The 17,737-nt window shown below is 71.3% G+C and carries 20 protein-coding genes; 12 read left to right on the top strand and 8 right to left on the bottom strand.

The window, feature by feature from the left end; genetic code table 11:
• Nucleotides 1–5 precede the first annotated feature (5 nt).
• A complete protein-coding gene (locus LR393_RS15540) occupies nucleotides 6–1,262 on the top strand; it encodes a beta-ketoacyl-[acyl-carrier-protein] synthase family protein (RefSeq protein WP_231484632.1) in 1,257 nt (418 codons plus the stop codon).
• 140 nt (nucleotides 1,263–1,402) lie between these two features.
• Here LR393_RS15540 and LR393_RS15535 read toward each other — a convergent pair whose 3' ends face one another.
• On the bottom strand, nucleotides 1,403–1,906 hold the full coding sequence (locus tag LR393_RS15535) for a DUF3145 domain-containing protein (protein ID WP_214157210.1): 504 nt from the start codon (nucleotides 1,904–1,906) through the stop codon (nucleotides 1,403–1,405).
• A gap of 321 nt (nucleotides 1,907–2,227) precedes the next feature.
• On the opposite strand from LR393_RS15535, the gene LR393_RS15530 reads away from it, so the two are divergent.
• From LR393_RS15530 to LR393_RS15520, 3 genes are read left to right on the top strand one after another with little or no spacing between them, the layout of a single operon-like run.
• Nucleotides 2,228–3,313, top strand: a complete 1,086-nt coding sequence (locus LR393_RS15530; protein ID WP_269327304.1) for an S-(hydroxymethyl)mycothiol dehydrogenase — start codon at nucleotides 2,228–2,230, stop codon at nucleotides 3,311–3,313.
• Nucleotides 3,310–3,936 (top strand): MBL fold metallo-hydrolase, encoded by a 627-nt coding sequence (locus LR393_RS15525; RefSeq protein WP_231484630.1) that lies wholly within the window; start codon nucleotides 3,310–3,312, stop codon nucleotides 3,934–3,936. The genes LR393_RS15530 and LR393_RS15525 overlap by 4 nt, the downstream gene beginning before the upstream one ends.
• 35 nt (nucleotides 3,937–3,971) lie before the next feature.
• Nucleotides 3,972–4,682 (top strand): hypothetical protein, encoded by a 711-nt coding sequence (locus LR393_RS15520; protein ID WP_231484629.1) that lies wholly within the window; start codon nucleotides 3,972–3,974, stop codon nucleotides 4,680–4,682.
• A gap of 193 nt (nucleotides 4,683–4,875) precedes the next feature.
• Here the strand turns inward: LR393_RS15520 and LR393_RS15515 are convergent, their stop codons facing one another.
• On the bottom strand, nucleotides 4,876–5,607 hold the full coding sequence (locus tag LR393_RS15515) for an aminoacyl-tRNA hydrolase (RefSeq protein ID WP_231484628.1): 732 nt from the start codon (nucleotides 5,605–5,607) through the stop codon (nucleotides 4,876–4,878).
• A 110-nt stretch (nucleotides 5,608–5,717) separates the two neighbouring features.
• Here LR393_RS15515 and LR393_RS15510 point away from each other — a divergent pair, with 110 nt between their 5' ends.
• A complete protein-coding gene (locus LR393_RS15510) occupies nucleotides 5,718–6,221 on the top strand; it encodes a metal-dependent hydrolase (protein WP_231484627.1) in 504 nt (167 codons plus the stop codon).
• 9 nt (nucleotides 6,222–6,230) lie between these two features.
• On the opposite strand, the gene LR393_RS15505 is transcribed toward LR393_RS15510, so the two are convergent.
• The gene (locus LR393_RS15505; RefSeq protein WP_231484626.1) at nucleotides 6,231–6,542 is read right to left on the bottom strand and encodes a hypothetical protein; all 312 of its coding nucleotides are present in this window, start codon (nucleotides 6,540–6,542) and stop codon (nucleotides 6,231–6,233) included.
• A gap of 215 nt (nucleotides 6,543–6,757) precedes the next feature.
• Between LR393_RS15505 and LR393_RS15500 the strand changes: the two genes are divergently transcribed.
• Complete coding sequence (locus tag LR393_RS15500) at nucleotides 6,758–8,077, top strand: bifunctional glycosyltransferase family 2/GtrA family protein (RefSeq protein WP_231484625.1); 1,320 nt, start codon at nucleotides 6,758–6,760, stop codon at nucleotides 8,075–8,077.
• Between the two features lie 96 nt (nucleotides 8,078–8,173).
• A complete protein-coding gene (locus tag LR393_RS15495) occupies nucleotides 8,174–8,956 on the top strand; it encodes a tetratricopeptide repeat protein (protein WP_231484624.1) in 783 nt (260 codons plus the stop codon).
• A gap of 45 nt (nucleotides 8,957–9,001) precedes the next feature.
• Here the strand turns inward: LR393_RS15495 and LR393_RS15490 are convergent, their stop codons facing one another.
• The 4 genes from LR393_RS15490 to LR393_RS15475 all read right to left on the bottom strand — a co-directional run bounded on the left by LR393_RS15490 (nucleotide 9,002) and on the right by LR393_RS15475 (nucleotide 10,859).
• On the bottom strand, nucleotides 9,002–9,226 hold the full coding sequence (locus LR393_RS15490; protein ID WP_231484623.1) for an EF-hand domain-containing protein: 225 nt from the start codon (nucleotides 9,224–9,226) through the stop codon (nucleotides 9,002–9,004).
• A gap of 63 nt (nucleotides 9,227–9,289) precedes the next feature.
• Nucleotides 9,290–9,931 (bottom strand): SIMPL domain-containing protein, encoded by a 642-nt coding sequence (locus tag LR393_RS15485; RefSeq protein WP_231484622.1) that lies wholly within the window; start codon nucleotides 9,929–9,931, stop codon nucleotides 9,290–9,292.
• Nucleotides 9,928–10,380 (bottom strand): SRPBCC family protein, encoded by a 453-nt coding sequence (locus tag LR393_RS15480; protein ID WP_231484621.1) that lies wholly within the window; start codon nucleotides 10,378–10,380, stop codon nucleotides 9,928–9,930. The genes LR393_RS15485 and LR393_RS15480 overlap by 4 nt, the downstream gene beginning before the upstream one ends.
• A gap of 101 nt (nucleotides 10,381–10,481) precedes the next feature.
• Nucleotides 10,482–10,859, bottom strand: a complete 378-nt coding sequence (locus LR393_RS15475) for a winged helix-turn-helix transcriptional regulator (RefSeq protein ID WP_231484620.1) — start codon at nucleotides 10,857–10,859, stop codon at nucleotides 10,482–10,484.
• Nucleotides 10,860–10,990: 131 nt separating this feature from the next.
• Between LR393_RS15475 and LR393_RS15470 the strand changes: the two genes are divergently transcribed.
• From LR393_RS15470 to LR393_RS15450, 5 genes are all read left to right on the top strand, one after another.
• A complete protein-coding gene (locus LR393_RS15470; protein ID WP_231484619.1) occupies nucleotides 10,991–11,842 on the top strand; it encodes an SDR family oxidoreductase in 852 nt (283 codons plus the stop codon).
• Between the two features lie 198 nt (nucleotides 11,843–12,040).
• Entirely contained in the window at nucleotides 12,041–13,171 is a 1,131-nt protein-coding gene (locus tag LR393_RS15465; protein WP_231484618.1) for an ROK family protein, read from the top strand.
• Nucleotides 13,172–13,283: 112 nt separating this feature from the next.
• Nucleotides 13,284–14,789 carry a glycoside hydrolase family 3 N-terminal domain-containing protein gene (locus LR393_RS15460; protein ID WP_231484617.1) on the top strand — a complete coding sequence of 502 codons (1,506 nt, stop codon included), beginning with the start codon at nucleotides 13,284–13,286 and terminating at the stop codon, nucleotides 14,787–14,789.
• Nucleotides 14,786–15,796, top strand: coding sequence for an ROK family protein (locus tag LR393_RS15455; RefSeq protein ID WP_231484616.1), 1,011 nt, complete (start codon nucleotides 14,786–14,788; stop codon nucleotides 15,794–15,796). Before LR393_RS15460 ends, LR393_RS15455 begins: the two co-directional genes overlap by 4 nt.
• Nucleotides 15,797–15,822: 26 nt before the next feature.
• Nucleotides 15,823–16,602 (top strand): glucosamine-6-phosphate deaminase, encoded by a 780-nt coding sequence (locus tag LR393_RS15450; protein WP_231484615.1) that lies wholly within the window; start codon nucleotides 15,823–15,825, stop codon nucleotides 16,600–16,602.
• A gap of 160 nt (nucleotides 16,603–16,762) precedes the next feature.
• Here the strand turns inward: LR393_RS15450 and LR393_RS15445 are convergent, their stop codons facing one another.
• Nucleotides 16,763–17,626, bottom strand: a complete 864-nt coding sequence (locus tag LR393_RS15445) for a spermidine synthase (protein ID WP_231484614.1) — start codon at nucleotides 17,624–17,626, stop codon at nucleotides 16,763–16,765.
• Nucleotides 17,627–17,737 lie beyond the last annotated feature (111 nt).

Below are 17,737 nucleotides of genomic sequence, written 5' to 3'. Positions count from 1 at the left end.
CTCTCATGACAGGTTCAGTCGACAGGCAGATCGCCGTCACCGGGATGGGTGCCACCACCCCTCTCGGCGGCGATGTGAAGACCACCTGGGAGGCGGCGCTCGCGGGTAGCTCCGGCGCCCGTGCGCTCGAGGCGGCCTGGCTCGAACGGTATCCGACGCTACCGGTCGAGTTCGCCTGCCGCCTGGCCCAGCCGGTCACGGAGAAGCTCACCCTGCAGGAGATCAAGCGGCTCGACCCCAGTGGTCAGTACGCGCTGATCTCCGCCCGGGAGGCGTGGGCCGACGCCGGCGCCCCCGAGGTCGAGCCGGAGCGCCTGGCCGTGTGCATGGCCTCCGGTATCGGCGGGCTCTACACCACCCTGCAGGCGTACGACACGCTGAACGAGAAGGGCGCGCGTCGGGTCCTCCCCCTGACCGTGCCCATGCTGATGCCGAACGGCCCGGCGGCCGCGATCGGTCTGGAGCTCGGCGCCCGCGCCGGGGTCCACACCCCGGTGTCGGCGTGCGCGTCCGGCGCCGAGGCCATCGCCCAGGGTGCGGACCTGATCCGCCGTGGCCTGGCCGACGTGGTCGTGGCCGGTGGCACCGAGGGCTGCATCCACCCGGTGACCATCGCGGCGTTCGGGGCCATGCAGGCGCTGTCGAAGCGGAACGACGACATCACCCGGGCCTCGCGCCCGTACGACGTCGACCGCAACGGCTTCGTGATGGGTGAGGGCTCGGGCACCGTGGTGCTGGAGTCCATGGCCCACGCCAAGGCCCGCGGGGCCACGATCCACGGCATCCTCGCCGGGGTCGGCGTCACCTCGGACGGCTATCACATCTCCGCCCCGGAGCCGGAGGGCAAGGGCGCGGCCCGGGCCATCCGCGCGGCGCTGGCAGACGGTGACCTGGCCCCCTCCGACGTTCAGCACCTGAACGCGCACGCCACCTCGACGCCGGTCGGTGACGTCGCCGAGGCCAAGGCCATCCGCCTGGCCCTGGGCGACGCGACCGACGGGGTGGCGATCTCCGCGACCAAGTCGATGACCGGGCACCTGCTCGGCGCGGCGGGGGCGCTGGAGGCGATCTTCACGCTGCTGGCCGTGCGGGACGGCATCGCCCCGCCGACCACCAACCTGGACAACCAGGACCCGAACATCACGCTCGACGTGGTGACCAGGGAACCGCGCAAGCTGCCCAGCGGTGACCGGGTGGCCGTGAACAACGCCTTCGGGTTCGGGGGTCACAACGTGGCTCTCGCCTTCCGCAGCGCGAGCTGAGAAGAACCCCGCCGTGATCATGCGACCCCCCCGGCCGAAGGCCGGGGGGTCGCATGATCACGACAGATGAAGGACGCACGTGAAAAGGGCCGGTCCCCCCGGGTTGGGGACCGGCCCTTCGTACGTGGTGCGGTGGTGTCTTAACCGACGCGGTGCAGCCAGCGCACGGGTGCGCCGTCCCCCGCATAGCGGAAGGGCTCCAGCTCGTCGTCCCAGGCCCGGCCCAGGGCCAGGTCGAGCTCGCGCTGCATGAGCAGGGGGTCGGCGTGGCCGATCTCCATCGCGGCGCGAATGCGGTCCTCGGGCACCATGACATTGCCGTGGACATCGGTCACGGCATGGAAGATGCCCAGTTCAGGGGTATGACTCCAACGGCCGCCGTCTACCCCCTGACTAGCTTCTTCAGTCACTTCGAACCGGAGATGTGCCCAGCCACGCAGAGCTGACGTCAGCCGTGCACCCATACCCTGCGGTGCCTGCCAGGACAGCTCTGTCCTGTACAACCCTGGCGCCGCCGGCTGTTCGATCCAGTCCAGCGACAAGCGCAGCCCTAGTACGCCGCCCGCTGCCCATTCCACATGTGGGCACAACGCGCTCGGCGCGGAATGCACAAACAGCACGCCTCGCGTGATGGCACCCGACATCTGGCCCTCCTCGACCCGGTTTGAGGTTCGTCTTCCCCAACGACCTCAGCTCGGGACTTGGACCATCGGCACCTGTCCACACGGACGCGTGTCGCGGATCATTGTGCCCGAGTCGGCCCACCGCCGCCAGGGTCACCGCCCTCCACCGATCAGCGGAGATCGCCGGAGACCACCGGCGGACCGTGCCATCCGTGGCTCAGTGCCTTTTCGGTGCGAATAGCGCAACCCGGAGCACCCTTCGCAACCGCCTCTGCCGCCATGACGTCCGGAGCGCATAAGGTCGCTCACGGAGTCACACGGACAACAGGAGGCCGGACGAGTATGTCGCAGCAGGTGCGTGGAGTGGTGTCACTGGCAAAGGGCGCGCCGGTGTCGGTCGAGACGATCATCGTGCCGGATCCCGGTCCGGGCGAGGCCGTGGTGAAGATCCAGGCCTGTGGGGTGTGTCATACCGACCTGCACTACCGCGAGGGTGGCATCAACGACGATTTCCCCTTCCTCCTCGGTCACGAGGCGGCGGGCGTGGTCGAGAGCGTGGGCGAGGGTGTGACTGACGTCACACCCGGTGATTTCGTGATCCTGAACTGGCGTGCGGTCTGCGGGTCCTGCCGGGCCTGCCTGCGGGGCCGCCCGCAGTACTGCTTCAACACCCACAACGCCTCCCAGTCGATGACACTGGAGGACGGGACGAAGCTCTCCCCCGCACTGGGGATCGGGGCGTTCATCGAGAAGACGCTGGTCGCCGCCGGCCAGTGCACGAAGGTGAACCCGGCCGTGCGTCCGGCCGTCGCCGGTCTGCTCGGCTGCGGCGTGATGGCCGGCCTGGGCGCGGCCCTGAACACTGGCACCGTGGGCCGGGACGACACCGTGGCCGTCATCGGCTGCGGCGGCGTGGGCAACGCCGCGATCGCCGGGGCCCGGCTCGCCGGGGCCCGCACCATCATCGCCGTGGACGTGGACGACACGAAGCTGCAGTGGGCCACCGAGTTCGGTGCCACCCACACGGTGAACTCGAAGGCCACCGACGCGGTCGAGGCGATCCAGGCCCTCACCGGCGGCTTCGGCGCCGACCTGGTGGTCGACGCGGTCGGCCGCCCGGAGACCTACCGGACGGCGTTCTACGCGCGCGACCTGGCCGGCACCGTCGTCCTGGTCGGCGTGCCCAACCCGGAGATGAAGCTCGAGCTCCCGCTGGCCGACGTGTTCGGCCGGGGCGGGTCGCTGAAGTCGTCCTGGTACGGCGACTGCCTGCCCGGCCGCGACTTCCCGACGATGGTCGACCTGCACCTGCAGGGCCGGCTGCCGCTGGAGAAGTTCGTCAGCGAGACGATCGCGCTGGACGGTGTCGAGGAGGCCTTCGCGAAGATGAAGACCGGCCAGGTGCTGCGTTCGGTGGTCGTGCTGTGAGCGGTCGGCTGCGGATCGACAAGGTCGTCACCAGCGGGGTGTTCTCGCTCGACGGCCAGGACTTCGACGTCGACAACAACGTCTGGCTGATCGGTGACGACGACGAGGTGCTGGTCGTCGACGCGGCCCACCAGGCGGCGCCGATCGTCGCGGCGATCGGCTCGCGGACGCTGGTCGGTGTGGTCTGCACGCACGGCCACAACGACCACATCAACGCCGCTCTCGAGGTCGCCGGGGACGCCCCGGTGCACCTGCACCCCGAAGACCGGATGCTGTGGGACGTGGTGCACCCGGGCCACGAGCCGAAGGCCCTGGCCGACGGCCAGACGCTCGAGGTGGCCGGCACCTCCGTGCAGGTGCTGCACACGCCGGGGCACTCCCCCGGCGCGGTCTGCCTGTCCGTGCCGGCGCTGAACACCCTGGTCAGCGGCGACACGCTGTTCTGCGGCGGGCCGGGCGCGACGGGCCGCTCGTTCAGCAGCTTCCCGGTGATCCTGGACTCGATCCGGACCCGGCTGCTGACGCTGCCCGGCGACACCGAGGTGCTCACCGGTCACGGTGACTCCACCTCGATCGGCACCGAGTCGAAGGACTACGACGCCTGGGTCTCCAGGGGTCACTGAGACCGGGACCGAGGTCCCTGGCTAGCCTCGCTCCCATGACGGATCGAGGCGAACCGCTCCGGGGTTCCCCGGACCCCGCCACCCGGACCATCGGGCGGCGGGCGCCGGGGGCCCCGCAGACCCTCAGCTCCGGTGACGGACACCTGCTGCCCACGCTGGAGAGCACCCACCACCTCACGGTGTCCCGGCCCGACGTCGACGCGCAGGACATGCACCGGCACGAGTTCGAGGTCCTCCCCACCGGCGGGTCGCCCGTGCTGGCGAAGCTGGAGCGCCGGCCCTCGCGGGCGAACAAGCTCCTCGGCCCCCTGGCCCCGGTGCCGTACGAACTGGTCGACGCCGGCGGCCACGGCGAGGCCGGCCTGCTGCGCTCGGCCGCCTTCGCCGGCCCGGCCCGGTTCGACGTGACCGATCGCCACACCGGTGCGGGTATCGGCGCGGTCGTGCACGACGAGACCCTTCTGGCCCCGCGCATCCGCGTCGCCAACGCCACCGGCCGCCGCCTGTGCCTGGTCGGCGGGGCCTGGTCCTCCCCCCGGTACGAACTGCTCGACGCCGCCGACGACGGGCGGATGCTGGCCGGCGTGGAGCGCGGGAGCAGCGGCATCATCCGCTACGACATCGCCTTCCGCAGCGTGATGCCCGGCCCCGACCGGCTGCTCGTCGTGCTGGCCGTGGTGCTGCTGGACCAGCTGGGCCGCCGGAGGAAGGAGAACGCCCGGACCGGGCGGACGTTCGCCCGTTGACCTGCCGTGATGGAAGATCACGGACAACCGGCCCGGGGCACACCGGCCCCCGCCCTCACCGCGGCCCTTCCGTCCGGTGACGAGTTCGAGAACGCCGCGGTGAGCGACGACGCCGAGCCCGTCGTGACGGCCCACGCGCAGCGGAGCATCCACGGCCTCTTCAGCGGCACCCACCGCTACCGGGCCGGTCGGGTCACCACCAGGCCAGCGCCGTCCGGGTCCCCGGCGCGACCTCGGTGAAACCCCCGTCGCGCACGGCGACCCGGGCGGTGCGGACGGCCTGCGCCCACTCCGCCGCGTCGGGGGTGACCACCCGCACCGCCCAGCCGGACTTCTCCCAGAGCAACTGCTCGTCGCCGGTCATCTCCCCCAGCGCCAGCTGCGCGGCGTGACCGCTCTGCGCCGCCGACTTGCCCGTCGTCATCGGGGTGAGCGGGGTCAGGGCCACAGTGATCCCGCCCTCGACCGGGGCCGACGGCTCACCCCGCTCGGGCATGTCGGTGCCGCCCACCTGCATCTTGGCCAGCGCCGCGGGCACCTGGTCGACCGGGCCCGGCACGAACGCCCGCACCTGTGCCCCGGCGTGCTCCACCTCCGCCCCGGCAAGCTCCTGGATCCGGGTGAAAGTGACCCCGCGACCCCGGCGCACCACCTTGCGGATCGGCCCCGACGCCCAGTGGTGCACGAACGGGTACCACTCACCACCCGGTGCGCTGCGCGGGTCGGTCAGCAACCTCACCACCGCGCTCGCGGCCGCCTCGCAGACCGCCAGATGCGCGGGCCGGGAGGCCCGTTCGTCCCTCATCGCCAGTTGCATCGCCCATGGCCGGGTGGACGAGAAGGGGTCGGGTACAGCAGGGGACGAGTCGGTGGACGATGGGGTGGACGTGGTCGTCCCGGTCGGGTCGGGCGGCTCGATGGACACCGCGGCAGTATCCCCGATCGGCCCCACCCGGCACCCGCGGGAGAAAAGTCACCTTTGCCCAGTGCGCGCGTCCCCCATTGGTCTCTGTCTCTTCGTGATACCGACTAGGCATGGACGGCAGCACGCACCGACTCTTCGCCGCCTCCGTGAGCATCGCCACGTCGACCGCCACGGGGGCACCCCTCTGGCAGGCCGCCGCGTCGGCCGTGATCGGGACAGCCTCGGCCGCGGGCTGGACCAGCCCGGACGCCGACCAGTCCTGGCTGCACTGGGTCCCGGGCGGGCACCGCGGCCTGACCCACTGGTGGGGTATCCCGGCCCTGCTCTCCGTGGCCGTGCTCGTGTTCGTCCCGCCGGAGGCCGCCTGGGCGCTGTGGGCCCTCATCCTCGGCTGGGCGTCACATCTGCTGGCCGACTTCATCTTCGGCGAGCGCCCGCCCGGCATCCCGATGGCCCCCTGGTGGTCCTACGCCGGCCTCGGGCTCAATTCCGGTGGTGGCGCGGAGAAATGGCTGCGCTGGGGACTGCCGACGTTCATCACCTGGCAGGCCCTGGTGCTCATCACCGGCGGCGACTACCTGTTCGGCTGGGACCCACCTGTCCTGTCGACCTGAGACGCCCTCTCACCAGCGGCGTTTGGACTGACCCGAGATGGTGTGCGGCGGGAGCGCGGTGTCGTCCGCGAGATCCGGCAGATCGATCTCGCGGGTCACGTCGCCGGCCGCCACCCAGTCGGAGCGCAGGCCCCCGCCGATGTCCGGCTCCCAGCTGATCTCCACGGCGTCGCGGGTCCAGGCGGTGGCGGTGGCGGGCACGGTGCGATTGATGCCGTGGTGCCAGCGGATGACCGCCACGACCGGCAACCCCTCCCCCTTCTCGAAGCGGTGGACCTGACCGTGCGGAGTGGCGCGGCGAATCCGAGGCACGCTGGGCATGACTCTCTCCAGTTATCTTCTCAATACCGACATAACGAACTCGACCCGCGAACCTCACGGTAGCGAATATCGAACGTATGTTCGAGCGCAGTGAGCGTGCCGGTCGCCGGTTCACCCGAACGGCGGAGCATGACGCGTAGTCACCGAAATCCCTCACAGCAGACGCCTAGCCGGGATCCACCGACATACCAGCGTCGGCCGACAGGGTTGCCACCATGACCGCGATCCAGACGTTCCAGAGCCAGGGCAGCCAGGGCAGCCCGGACAGCCCGGTTGCTGAGGCTGCCGGCGCGACCCAGCCCCATCACCAGCCCGTGCTCGTACCGGCCCTGGACGTCGTGGTCCCGGTCTACAACGAGGAAGCGGGGATCGAGCCCTGCATCGAGCGCCTGCACGCCTACCTGAGCAGCACGTTCCCCTACCGCTTCCGGATCACCATCGCTGACAACGCGAGTGTCGACTCCACCTTCGAGATCGCGACCCGGCTGGCCGCGCGCTACCGCGAGGTGGAGGCCGTGCACCTGGAGCAGAAGGGCCGCGGCCGGGCGCTGCGGGCCGTCTGGAGCGCCTCGGACGCCACCGTGCTCGCGTACATGGACGTCGACCTCTCCACCGACCTGACCGCACTGCTCCCCCTCGTCGCGCCGCTGCTGTCGGGGCACTCCGAGCTGGCCATCGGCAGCCGTCTGGCCCGTGGTTCCCGGGTGGTGCGGGGCACCAAGCGCGAGCTGATCTCGCGCTGCTACAACCTGATCCTGCGCGGCACCCTGGCCGCCGGATTCACCGACGCGCAGTGCGGTTTCAAGGCGATCCGGGGTGACGTGGCCCAGCGCCTGCTGCCCCTGGTCGAGGACACCGGCTGGTTCTTCGACACCGAGCTGCTGGTCCTCGCCGAGCGCAGTGGCCTGCGGATCCACGAGGTGCCGGTGGACTGGGTGGACGACCCGGACAGCCGCGTCGACATCGTCGCCACCGCCACGGCCGACCTCAAGGGTGTGGCCCGGGTGGCGAGGGCCCTCACCTCCGGCGAGCTGCCCCTGGCCGGCATCCGGGCCGAGCTGCGGCCCACTCATTCCCCGGGCCGGACCGCTGGATCAATTTCGGCGACCGGCCGCACGGTCGACCCCGACGGCGTGCCGCCGGGCCTGACCGGGCAGGTCATCCGCTTCGCCACCGTCGGCCTGGTGAGCACCGTGGCGTACGTCATCCTCTACGCCCTGATGCGCTACGGGATCGGGGCGCAGGCCGCGAACCTGGTCGCGTTGCTGATCACCACGGTCGGCAACACCGCCGCCAACCGCAGCCTGACGTTCGGCGTGCACGGCCCGCACCGCTGGTGGCGCCACCAGTTCCAGGGCATGGCCGTCTTCCTGCTCACCCTGCTCCTGACCAGCGGTTCCCTGGCACTGCTGGGATCGGTGACCGGCTCCGTGCACCACGTCGTGGAGATCACCGTGCTGGTGCTGGCCAGCCTGCTCGCCACCGCGCTGCGCTTCACCCTGCTGCGGACCTGGGTCTTCAAGGCCCACCGCTGAGTCCGAAACAGCTCACGCATCGTCACTTTTTGACACTTGTCCCACTCGTCCGGATACGTTGTCCCCCCTGATCAATGTGAATAAGGAGCCGCGCGGGTGGGCAAGCGGGATCTCGAGCAGGCACGCATCCTGGAGGAGCGTTTCGCCGAGCACGCGGACGCCGGACGTGCGCAGGAGGCCCTGGCGGCCATCGACGAAGCCATCGACCTGCGGCGCCAGGACAGCCAGGACAGCCAGGGGGGCCAGGACGACGCCGCGTCGCTGAACGCCCTGGCGAACGCCCTCTACAGCCGCAGCCTGGTGCTGGCGGCCACGGACGGGTCGCAGGCCGCCCTGGAGGCCATCGGTGAGGCCACGGGCATCTGGCGTCAGGTGACCGAGAAGGACCAGGCGATCGGCATGCCGAACCTGGCGCTGGCGCTGACGGCGATGTCCGACCAGCAGGCCGCGGCCGGTGACGACGAGGCCGCGCTGACGTCCGTAGACGAGGCGGTGAAGATCTACACGTTCCTGCAGGGCGTGGTGCCCGACCAGGCGATGCTGCCGACGGCGAGCGCCCTGGGCGGTCAGGCCATCATCCGGTTCCGGATGGGCGACCACACCGGCGCGCTGGAGGCGATGACCGAGGCGGTCACGACGGTGCGCATGCTGGCGGTGCAGGACCCGGAGCCGCACCGCGACCCACTGGCCGTGGCGCTGAACAACCTCGCCACCCTTCAGGTGCGGGCCGGTGAGATCGCCGCCGCGGTGGGCACGCTCGAGGAGGTGGCGACGATCGTCAGTAAGCTCACCGACACCGAGCCGGACGTCTACAAGCCGGTTCTCGACACGGTGCTGGCCAATCTCCAGCAGGCCCGGGCTCACGCCGCGGCGTCCTGAGCACCACCGTTCGAGGGGGCCGCGGCGCGGCCCCCTCGAACGGGTTCAGGACTTGGGCGTGTTCTCACCGAGGTAGTCGGCCAGCTCGGGCAGGGAGACCAGCCCGTCGCCGTCGGTGTCGATGACCGTGACGGCGTGCTCGGCCATCTCGTCGCTGACCTCGCCACCCAGCGCGACCATCAGGTTCTTCAGCTCCGCGGCCGAGATCAGGCCGTCGTGGTCGACGTCGATCAGGTCGAAAGTAGCCTTGTAGTCGACGTTCTCAGTCATGTTCCGACCCCGTCCATGGGAGTTGTGGTGACATGTTCTGCCGCGACCGTACCGTGACCTTGATCAGCCCGCCAGGAGGAACGAGACCGTGACCGCGCCCTCGACCCGCACCGGCTCGGTGTTGCTGAGGTCGATCTCGGGCCGTTCCGCCGCCCCCGCGCCGCGGGCCCGCATCCCGAACATCGGGCCGCCCGCCATCGGGTGCATGCCACTGGTCTCCGGGTCGCTGACGCTGAGCACCTGCTCCACCCGCAGCCCGAGCGCGGCGGCGTAGTCGTCGGCCGCCTCGCGGGCGTCGGCGATCGCCTTCACCCGGGCCTGGCGGCGCAGTTCGCGCAGGTTGCTGAGCTGCCACTGCAGATGACCGACCTCGAGCCGGTCGGCCTCGAGCACCTGCTCGACCAGACGCGGCAGTACGGTCAGGTCGTCGACGGTGACCACCAGATCGCTCCAGACCTGGTGCCGGGAGCGACGTTCCTTACCGCCTTCCCACGACGTCACCGAGCCCACCGAGTAGGTGCACCCGAGCTCGTCGAGCATCGCCCGGGCCGCGGCCAGGGCGGTCGCGAAGGTGTCGGTGGCGCCCTTGGCCGACGCCTCCGCCACCCGCACCCGCAGGTGCAGTCGCACCCGGTCGGGAGCGGCCTGCGCCGACGCGGTACCCGAGACCGTTGCGACGACGTCGCGCGGAGCGTCGGTGCTCACGACGGGTCGGCCGCGATCTGCTGCTGCAGGTTGTCGAGCTCCGCACCGTAGATGCGCCGGATACCGCCCGGGGCGAAAGTGCGCTCGAAGAAACCCTTCACACCGCCGGCCCCCTGCCAGCTGACCTGCACGGTGACCTTGCTGCCACCGGGGGCGGCCGCGACGTCCCAGAGCACGCGCAGCGTGGAGCCGGTGTCGGACTCCAGCAGCTGCTGCCCGGCCGGCGGCTCGGTGACGACGGCCTCGACGTGCCGGGTGCGCTTCTTGGTGGCGTGCAGGTCGTAGGTGATGCGCGTGCCCTCACCGGTACCGCCCGCGGTCACCTGATAACCGGTGAACTGCTCCGGCAGCACCTTCGGCCGCATGATCGTGTAGTCGGCCAGGGCGTCGAACGTGACGTCCGGCGGGGCCACGACGTCTCGCTCCAGAACGACCGAGATCTCGCTCACGCAGGTCACCTGTCCCATCTCATTGATCCGCCCGATCTGGGCTGCTCGCAACCCTATGACCTACCCCGGGCAAACTCAGGTCGACATCCGGTGCCCCGGCGTCAGCGGGGGCCGAGCATGCTGTCGGCGTTGCGGGCGGTCCAGAGCAGCAGAGGACGCAGCAGGGTCACCAGTTCGTCCCCCAGCGGGGTCAGGCTGTACTCGACGTGCGGGGGGATGACCGGCAGGGCCTCGCGGGACACCAGCCCGTCGGACTCGAGCGTCTTCAGGGTCTGGGCGAGCATCTTCTCGCTGATCCCCTGGACCGCGCGGCGCAGCTCACCCCAGCGCAGTGTGCGGCCGGACAGCGAGACGAGCACCAGCACCCCCCACTTGCTGGTGACGTGGTCCAGCACGATGCGGCTGGGACAACCGGACGGGAACAGACCGCCCGGGAAGATCTGCTCCAGCTCGGCCGCAGCCTGCGTGCCGACCGTCATGCGCGCTCACCTCATCACTTTCCGACTGGCCAGTACCTTACCTGAAAGTGGGTACTGTGGATCGGGAAGTATGCAGGCAGCAGCTGTCTTGACCATCCCGACAAGCCACCCAGCCAGGGAGAGAATCACCCATGACCATCGTCGTCACCGCCGCCACCGGACTGCTCGGCCGCCTCGTCCTCACCGAGCTGCTGAAGAAGGGTGTCCCGGCCGCCGACATCGTGGCCGGTGGCCGCAGCGTGGAGAAGCTCAGCGACTTCGCCGGGCAGGGCGTGCGCGTGCAGGTCATCGACTACGACAAGCCCGAGACCCTGACCGCCGCCTTCACCGGCGCCGACCGCGTCCTGTTCATCTCGGGCAGCGAGGCCGGCCGCCGCATCCCGCAGCACAACAACGTCGTCAACGCGGCCAAGGCGGCCCAGGTGGGCCTGATCGCCTACACCGGCATCGCGGGCGCCGACAGCACCACGATGAAGCTGGCCTCCGACCACCTGGCCACCGAGGCCGCGCTCAAGGCCTCCGGCCTGCCGGTCGTGCTGCTGCGCCACGGCTGGTACCTGGAGAACTACACCGACCAGATCGCGGGCGCCCTGGAGCGCGGCGTGGTCGCCGGTGCCGCGGGCAGCGGCCGGGTCAGCGCCGCCACCCGGGCCGACTTCGCCGCCGCCGACGTCGAGGCGCTGCTGAGCAGCAAGGGCGGCGAGGTCTTCGAGATGGGCGGCGACGAGGCGTTCACCATGACCGAGTACGCCGCCGAGCTGAGCAAGCAGTCGGGCCAGGAGGTCCGGTACCAGAACCTCCCCACCGACAAGTACGCCGAGATGCTGGCCGGCGTCGGCGTCCCCGGCCCGTTCGCCGAGATCCTGGCCGACTGCGACCGCGGAATCCGCGACGGTGAGCTGCACGTCGGCACCGGCGACCTGTCCAACCTGCTGGGCCGCCCGACCACGTCGCTGTCCGAGGCGATCCAGGCCGCCCTCTGACAGACCGCCGGTCTCTGGCAGGCTGAGGCCACGGACGGCGACGGGCCGACCCCCGTCGCCGTCCGCCCGGCGAACCCACCCCAACGGTCACACACTGTTTCTGTGCTCTCGCTGTGTAATCGCCAACCACGGACAATGAACTCGTTTGGGGCCCCGTGAGCTCTTGACGCCGTTTTATAAAGACGCTTCACTAAAAAAATGCCAGCCACCCCGGGGCGAGCCCTCCGGCCGACCACCAAGGTCATGCCCGGCCAGGCGCGGGTCTACAACCGGTCCCTGGTGCTGCAGTCGCTGTACAGCGACGGCCCGCAGAGCCGCGCCGACCTGGCCCGGGTCACCTCGCTGACCCCCGTGACGATCGGCGCGCTGGTCAGCGAGCTGATCTCCGAGGGCCTGGCCGTGGAACTCGGCCCCAGGGCCGGTGCGCGCGTCGGAAAACCGGCCACCATGGTCGGTTTCGATCCCTCCGCCGCCCACATCGTGAGCATCGACCTGTCGCGCGACGTGATGTTCCGCGGCGCCGTGCTCGACCTGGCCGGCACCGTGCTGGTGACCGCCGAGGCCCCCCGGGACGGCCGCCTGGGCGAGGGCGCGGCCCAGGTCGCGCTCGATCTGGCCCGCGAGCTGGTGGAGAAGGCCGGCCGGCCGGTGCTGGGCATCGGTGTCGGCAGCCCGGGCGTGGTCGACCCCGAGGGCACCGTGCTGAGCGCCCCCAACCTCGGCTGGTCGGGCATGCCCCTGGCCCGCCTGCTCAACGAGAGTCTGGGCCGCCCGGTCCATGTCGCGAACGACGCGAACGCCGCCGCACTCGCCGAGCACAGTTTCGGGGGCGCCACCCGCAGCGGCGTCCTGGTGCTCACCGTCGGCCTGGGTGTCGGTGCCGGCATCCTGCTCGACGGTGCCCTGGTGCGCGGGGACCGCTTCGCCGCCGGTGAGATCGGGCACCTGATCATCGAGGATCCCGGGCCGCCCTGCGCCTGCGGCCGCTCCGGCTGCCTGGAGAGCATGCTGTCGGTGCCCCGGCTCCGTGCCCGGCTCGCCGAACTTCCCGAGATCGAGCGGCAGCAGGCCATTTCCAAGGCCGGCACCAGCCTGGGCATCGCGCTCGCCCCGGTGATCAGCACGCTCGACCTCGGCGAGGTCGTGCTCAACGGCCCGCCCGACCTGCTCGGTGGCGCCTTCCTCGATGCGGCCGCCACAGCGGTGCGCCGGCGCGTGCTGCCGGTCGTCGGGCACGCCCTCGAGCTGCGCCTGTCCACCCTCCACGAGAATGCCGTGCTGCTCGGCTCCGCCGTGCTCGTTCTCTCCGGCGAGCTCGGCGTCTCCTGAACCACCTCCCGAAAACCTCAATACCGCAACACTTCCCCCGGCGATCAGCACCAGGCGCCAAGGAGACCAAGAGCCGGATGACCGAAAGACTTGTGGCGGGAGCAGCCAAGCGATGAACGATATCCGTTATCAGGCACACCGGGTGCTGATGCCGTCGTTCCACGGCACCCGGTTACCCGACTGGATGCGTGAGCGGCTGGCCGCCGGGGTCGGGTCGGTGTGCCTGTTCGGCACCAACCTGACCGGGGACGACGCCCAGGCCACCGAACTGGTGGCGCAGGTGCAGAAGAGCTCGCCGAACGGCTGTCTCGTGACCCTCGACGAGGAGGGCGGCGACGTCACCCGCCTCGACGCGCGGCGCGGCGGCAGTACCGCCGGGCACGCGGTGCTGGGAGCGGTGGACGATGTCGCACTCACCCGGGCGGTGGCCGCCGGCATCGGAAAACGGCTGCGGTCCATCGGGATCGACCTCGACCTGGGCCCCGTGGCCGACGTCAACTGCGAGCCGGACAACCCGGTGATCGGGGTCCGCAGCTTCGGCGCCACGCCCGATCTGGTCGCCCGGCACGTCAACGCGTTCGACGACGGCCTGCACAGCGCCGGAGTTGCCGCCTGCATCAAGCACTTTCCCGGTCACGGGGCCACGGTGACCGACTCCCACCTGGCCATGCCGCGGCTGGACATCGACCTGGACACGGCCCGCTCGCGGGAGCTGGTGCCGTTCGCGGCGGCAGTCGCGGCCGGGGTGCCGGCCGTGATGACGTCGCACGTGGTGCTGGCGGCGCTGGACGCCGCCCGCCCCGCGACCACCAGCTCGGCGGTGCTCGACCTCCTGCGCCACGATCTGGGTTTCGAGGGGGTCATCGTCACCGACGCCCTCGACATGGCCGGTGTGGCCAAGCCCTACGGCGGCCCCGGGCGGGCCGCGGTGGCGGCCCTCGCGGCCGGTGCCGACCTGCTGTGCGTCGGCCCGGAGCGGGCTCCCGGTGAGATGGAGCCGGTGCTGGCCTGGATGGTGAACGACGTGGTCGCCGCGGTCGCGGACGGCCGCCTCCCGGCGCAACGGCTCGCGGACGCGGCCGCCCGGGTGGACGCCCTGGTCACGGCGGTCCGGTCGGGCACCCTGCCGACGACGGACGAGGTCACGGAACCGGTCGCCGACCCCGATCTGGAGGCCGCCCGGCGGGCGGTGTCCGTGCGCGGTCAGGACGAACCTTTCGACCTGAAAAACGCTCTGCTAATTGAGTTTCACGTCACTCCGGGGATCGCCGCGGGTGAGGTACCGTGGACCTTACCGCTGGAGACGGCGGAGAAACGCTCCCTCTCCCCCGCCGACGATCTGGACTCCGTTCTGGCCGAGGCGGGTGGCCGGCCCCTGGTCGCACTGGTGCGCGACGCGCACCGGCACGCCTGGGTCGCCGACCGGCTGGATCGGATCGCCCGGGCCCGCCCGGACCTGATCACGGTCGAGACCGGCTGGCCGGTCGTGGACACGGCGGGCGCGCCCACGGGACTGCCCGGGGCGGTAGCAATCTGGACGTACGGAGGATCGTCGGTGAGTCTGCGCGCAGCCGCGGAAGTTCTGACTGGTGCGAGCGCGCCGGGGCGTGTCCGGTGAGCCATCTACTGGCAGGCCTCGACATCGGTGGTTCCAAGGTGCTGGCCGTCGCGGTCGACATCACGGGCCCCGACGGGCGGGCCCGGGTGGTCGAATCGGTGCGGCTGAGCACGGGTCTCGGTCCGGAGGGCGTGGTCGACACGGCCGCCCGGGCGCTGCGCGCGCTGGCGGCGCAGCTGTCCGGCGACGCCGAGGCGCGTCCCGACGACTGGTTCAGCGGGGTCGGCATCGGCATCCCCGGACTGGTCGACGCCGAGAACGGCAAGATCACCCACGCGGTCAACCTCGGCGTGGGCCCCGGCGGGCTGGCGCTGGCCGACCGGCTCGGCCGCCGGCTGAACCTGCCCGTGGTGGTCGAGAACGACGTGAACGCCGCGGCCCTGGGCGCCGCGGCCCACCTGCGCCTGGGCCGGGTGGACATGGCCTACCTGAGCATCGGCACCGGCATCGCCGCGGGCATCGTCCTGGACGGCGAGCTGCGGAGGGGACCGCACAGCGCGGCCGGCGAGATCGGGCACATCCCGGTCGACCCGACCGGCCCGCTGTGCGGCTGCGGGCAACGCGGCTGCCTGGAATCGGTGGCCTCGGGCAGCGCGATCGCCGCCCGCTGGACCTCCCGCGAGGGCAGCGACCTGCCCCCCGGTCAGGACCTCTTCGCGGCGGCGGAGGCCGGCGACCCGACCGCGACCAGCCTGCGCGACGAGGTGGCCGGCTACCTGGCCGCCGCCACCCGGCTGCTGGCACTCACCGTCGACGTCGACCTGGTCGTGCTCGGCGGCGGGGTGGCCGAGGTGGGCGAACCGTTGCGGCACGCCGTCGCCAACGCCCTGGAGGCGCAGGCGACCGGCTCGGAGTTCCTGCGCGGGCTCGACCTGTCCGCGCGGCTGTCCGTGGTGCCGCGCGATCAGCCGGTGGCCGCGATCGGCGCCGCGCTGCTGGCCCGGACCCCGCCGGGCTCCTCGATCCCGGAGCCCGAGACGGTGCTCCAGCCCGATCTGACCGCCTGAATCGCGTTGAAGAGGACCCCGGACTGATGGAAGTCATTGTTCTGCCCACCGCCACCGACACCGCCTCGCTGGCCGCCGACATCATCGAACAGCTGGTCACCCGCCGCCCCGACCCGGTGCTGGGCCTGGCCACCGGCTCCACCCCGGGCCCGCTGTACGAAGAGCTGACGCGCCGGCACAAGAGCGGCCTGAACTTCGCCCACGCCCGGGCCTTCATGCTCGACGAGTACGTGGGCCTGCCCGCCGGCCACCCCGAGCGCTACGCCGCGGTGATCCAGCGGGAGGTCACCGAGCCGCTCGACATCCCGGCCGGCTCGGTGCACGGCCCCGACGGCGCGGCGACCGACCTGATCGCCGAGTGCGAGCGCTACGAGCAGGCCATCATCGACGCCGGCGGCATCGACGTGCAGATCGCCGGGATCGGCTCGAACGGGCACATCGCCTTCAACGAGCCCGGTTCGGCCCTGACCTCGCCGACCCGCCCGAAAACCCTGAACGCCCGCACCCGGCAAGACAATGCGCGATTCTTCGACTCCCTCGACGAGGTGCCGAAGCACGTGCTCACGCAGGGCCTGGGCACGATCGGCCGCAGCCGCCACCTGCTGATGCTGGCCAGCGGCGCGGGGAAGGCCGACGCCGTGGCCGCGGCGCTCGAGGGCCCGCTGTCGGCGTCCTGCCCGGCGTCCGTCGTGCAGTTGCACCGCCACGCCACGGTGCTGCTCGACGAGGAGGCGGCGGCCGGACTCCGCCTGCGCGAGTACTACGCCGACATCTGGGCCAACCGCCCCACCTGGCAGCCCCTCTAACCCCGTTCTTCCTTGTTCGTGATCATGCAGAATCTCCCCAGAGTTCTAGAACTGTGCCGTCAAGAGTTCTAGAACGCCGGGGAGTGGGGGCACCTCCCGGCCGAAGGCTGGGGGATTTGCCTGATCACGGAAGGTTGGGGGGATGCTCTCGGGCCGACGGTCAGCCCTTCAGCAGGCCCGTCGGGGGTTCCGGGGAGGCCTGGGCGAAGTCGTCGGTGGTCGGCTGGGCGCCGGCCACGAACTTCTCCAGGTCGCTGCCCGCCAGCACCCGCGCGGCGAACACGTCGGACGCGGTGCGCCGGGCCAGGATCGGCAGCGGCAGGCTGTGATTTCCCGCGACCAGCACCAGGTTCCCGAAGCGGCGACCGCGCAGCACCGGGGGCTGGGCCACGATCGCGGTGGTGGTGAACACCGTCTGCGCGGTGACGACCTGGCTGCGGGCGAAGTGCAGGCCCGGGCCGTCGGCCAGGTTCGCCGCGTAGATCCCGCCGGGCCGCAGCACCCGCGCCGCCTGGGCGACGAACTCGGCGGAGGTCAGGTGGGCGGGGATCCGGGCGCCGGAGAACACGTCGACGATCATCAGGTCGACGCTGTCGTCGGTCAGGCCGGTGAGCACCTCGCGGGCGTCACCGCCCCGCACCCGGATGTTCGCGTTCTTCGGCAGCGGCAGGTGCTCGCGCACGAATTCGATCAGGGGTTCGTCGATCTCGACCACGCGCTGGCGAGAGCCGGGCCGGGTGTGGGCGATGTAGCGCGGCAGGGTCCACGCTCCCCCGCCCAGGTGCAGCACATTGATCGGCTGACCGGGCGCGGCGGCCGCGTCGATGAGGAACCCCAGCCAGCGCATGTACTCGAAGTCTAGCCGGGCGGGGTCGGCCAGGTCGACGTGCGACTGGGCCGTGCCCTCCACCAGCAGCGTGAACGAGTCCGGGCGCTCGGGGTCGGGCACGATCTCGGCCGTTCCCTGGTCCACCTGTTTCCGGGCGTGCGCATCCATCCGCCGCACCGTGTTCCGAGATCCCACGCACCCGATCATGCCCCAGTGAACGGGTGACACCGAACCCACGCGATCCTGGAGGCCCACCGGAGCCGTCCGTGAGCCGACCACCGCCGGTGCTCACCGACGTCCACCATG

This window comes from Kineosporia mesophila (assembly GCF_021129235.1).
Classification (GTDB): domain Bacteria; phylum Actinomycetota; class Actinomycetes; order Actinomycetales; family Kineosporiaceae; genus Kineosporia; species Kineosporia mesophila.
Note: the sequence above shows the minus strand (reverse complement) of the source record. Positions and strands in the feature narration are given on the sequence as shown.

What these genes read in the sequence shown, in the direction of transcription:
- LR393_RS15540 (WP_231484632.1), top strand. Translation starts at nt 6, where the DNA reads ATGACAGGTTCAGTCGACAGGCAGATCGCCGTCACCGGGATGGGTGCC.
- LR393_RS15535 (WP_214157210.1), bottom strand. Translation starts at nt 1,906, where the DNA reads ATGTCGGGTGCCATCACGCGAGGCGTGCTGTTTGTGCATTCCGCGCCG.
- LR393_RS15530 (WP_269327304.1), top strand. Translation starts at nt 2,228, where the DNA reads ATGTCGCAGCAGGTGCGTGGAGTGGTGTCACTGGCAAAGGGCGCGCCG.
- LR393_RS15520 (WP_231484629.1), top strand. Translation starts at nt 3,972, where the DNA reads ATGACGGATCGAGGCGAACCGCTCCGGGGTTCCCCGGACCCCGCCACC.
- LR393_RS15510 (WP_231484627.1), top strand. Translation starts at nt 5,718, where the DNA reads ATGGACGGCAGCACGCACCGACTCTTCGCCGCCTCCGTGAGCATCGCC.
- LR393_RS15505 (WP_231484626.1), bottom strand. Translation starts at nt 6,542, where the DNA reads ATGCCCAGCGTGCCTCGGATTCGCCGCGCCACTCCGCACGGTCAGGTC.
- LR393_RS15500 (WP_231484625.1), top strand. Translation starts at nt 6,758, where the DNA reads ATGACCGCGATCCAGACGTTCCAGAGCCAGGGCAGCCAGGGCAGCCCG.
- LR393_RS15490 (WP_231484623.1), bottom strand. Translation starts at nt 9,226, where the DNA reads ATGACTGAGAACGTCGACTACAAGGCTACTTTCGACCTGATCGACGTC.
- LR393_RS15475 (WP_231484620.1), bottom strand. Translation starts at nt 10,859, where the DNA reads ATGACGGTCGGCACGCAGGCTGCGGCCGAGCTGGAGCAGATCTTCCCG.
- LR393_RS15470 (WP_231484619.1), top strand. Translation starts at nt 10,991, where the DNA reads ATGACCATCGTCGTCACCGCCGCCACCGGACTGCTCGGCCGCCTCGTC.
- LR393_RS15465 (WP_231484618.1), top strand. Translation starts at nt 12,041, where the DNA reads ATGCCAGCCACCCCGGGGCGAGCCCTCCGGCCGACCACCAAGGTCATG.
- LR393_RS15460 (WP_231484617.1), top strand. Translation starts at nt 13,284, where the DNA reads ATGAACGATATCCGTTATCAGGCACACCGGGTGCTGATGCCGTCGTTC.
- LR393_RS15450 (WP_231484615.1), top strand. Translation starts at nt 15,823, where the DNA reads ATGGAAGTCATTGTTCTGCCCACCGCCACCGACACCGCCTCGCTGGCC.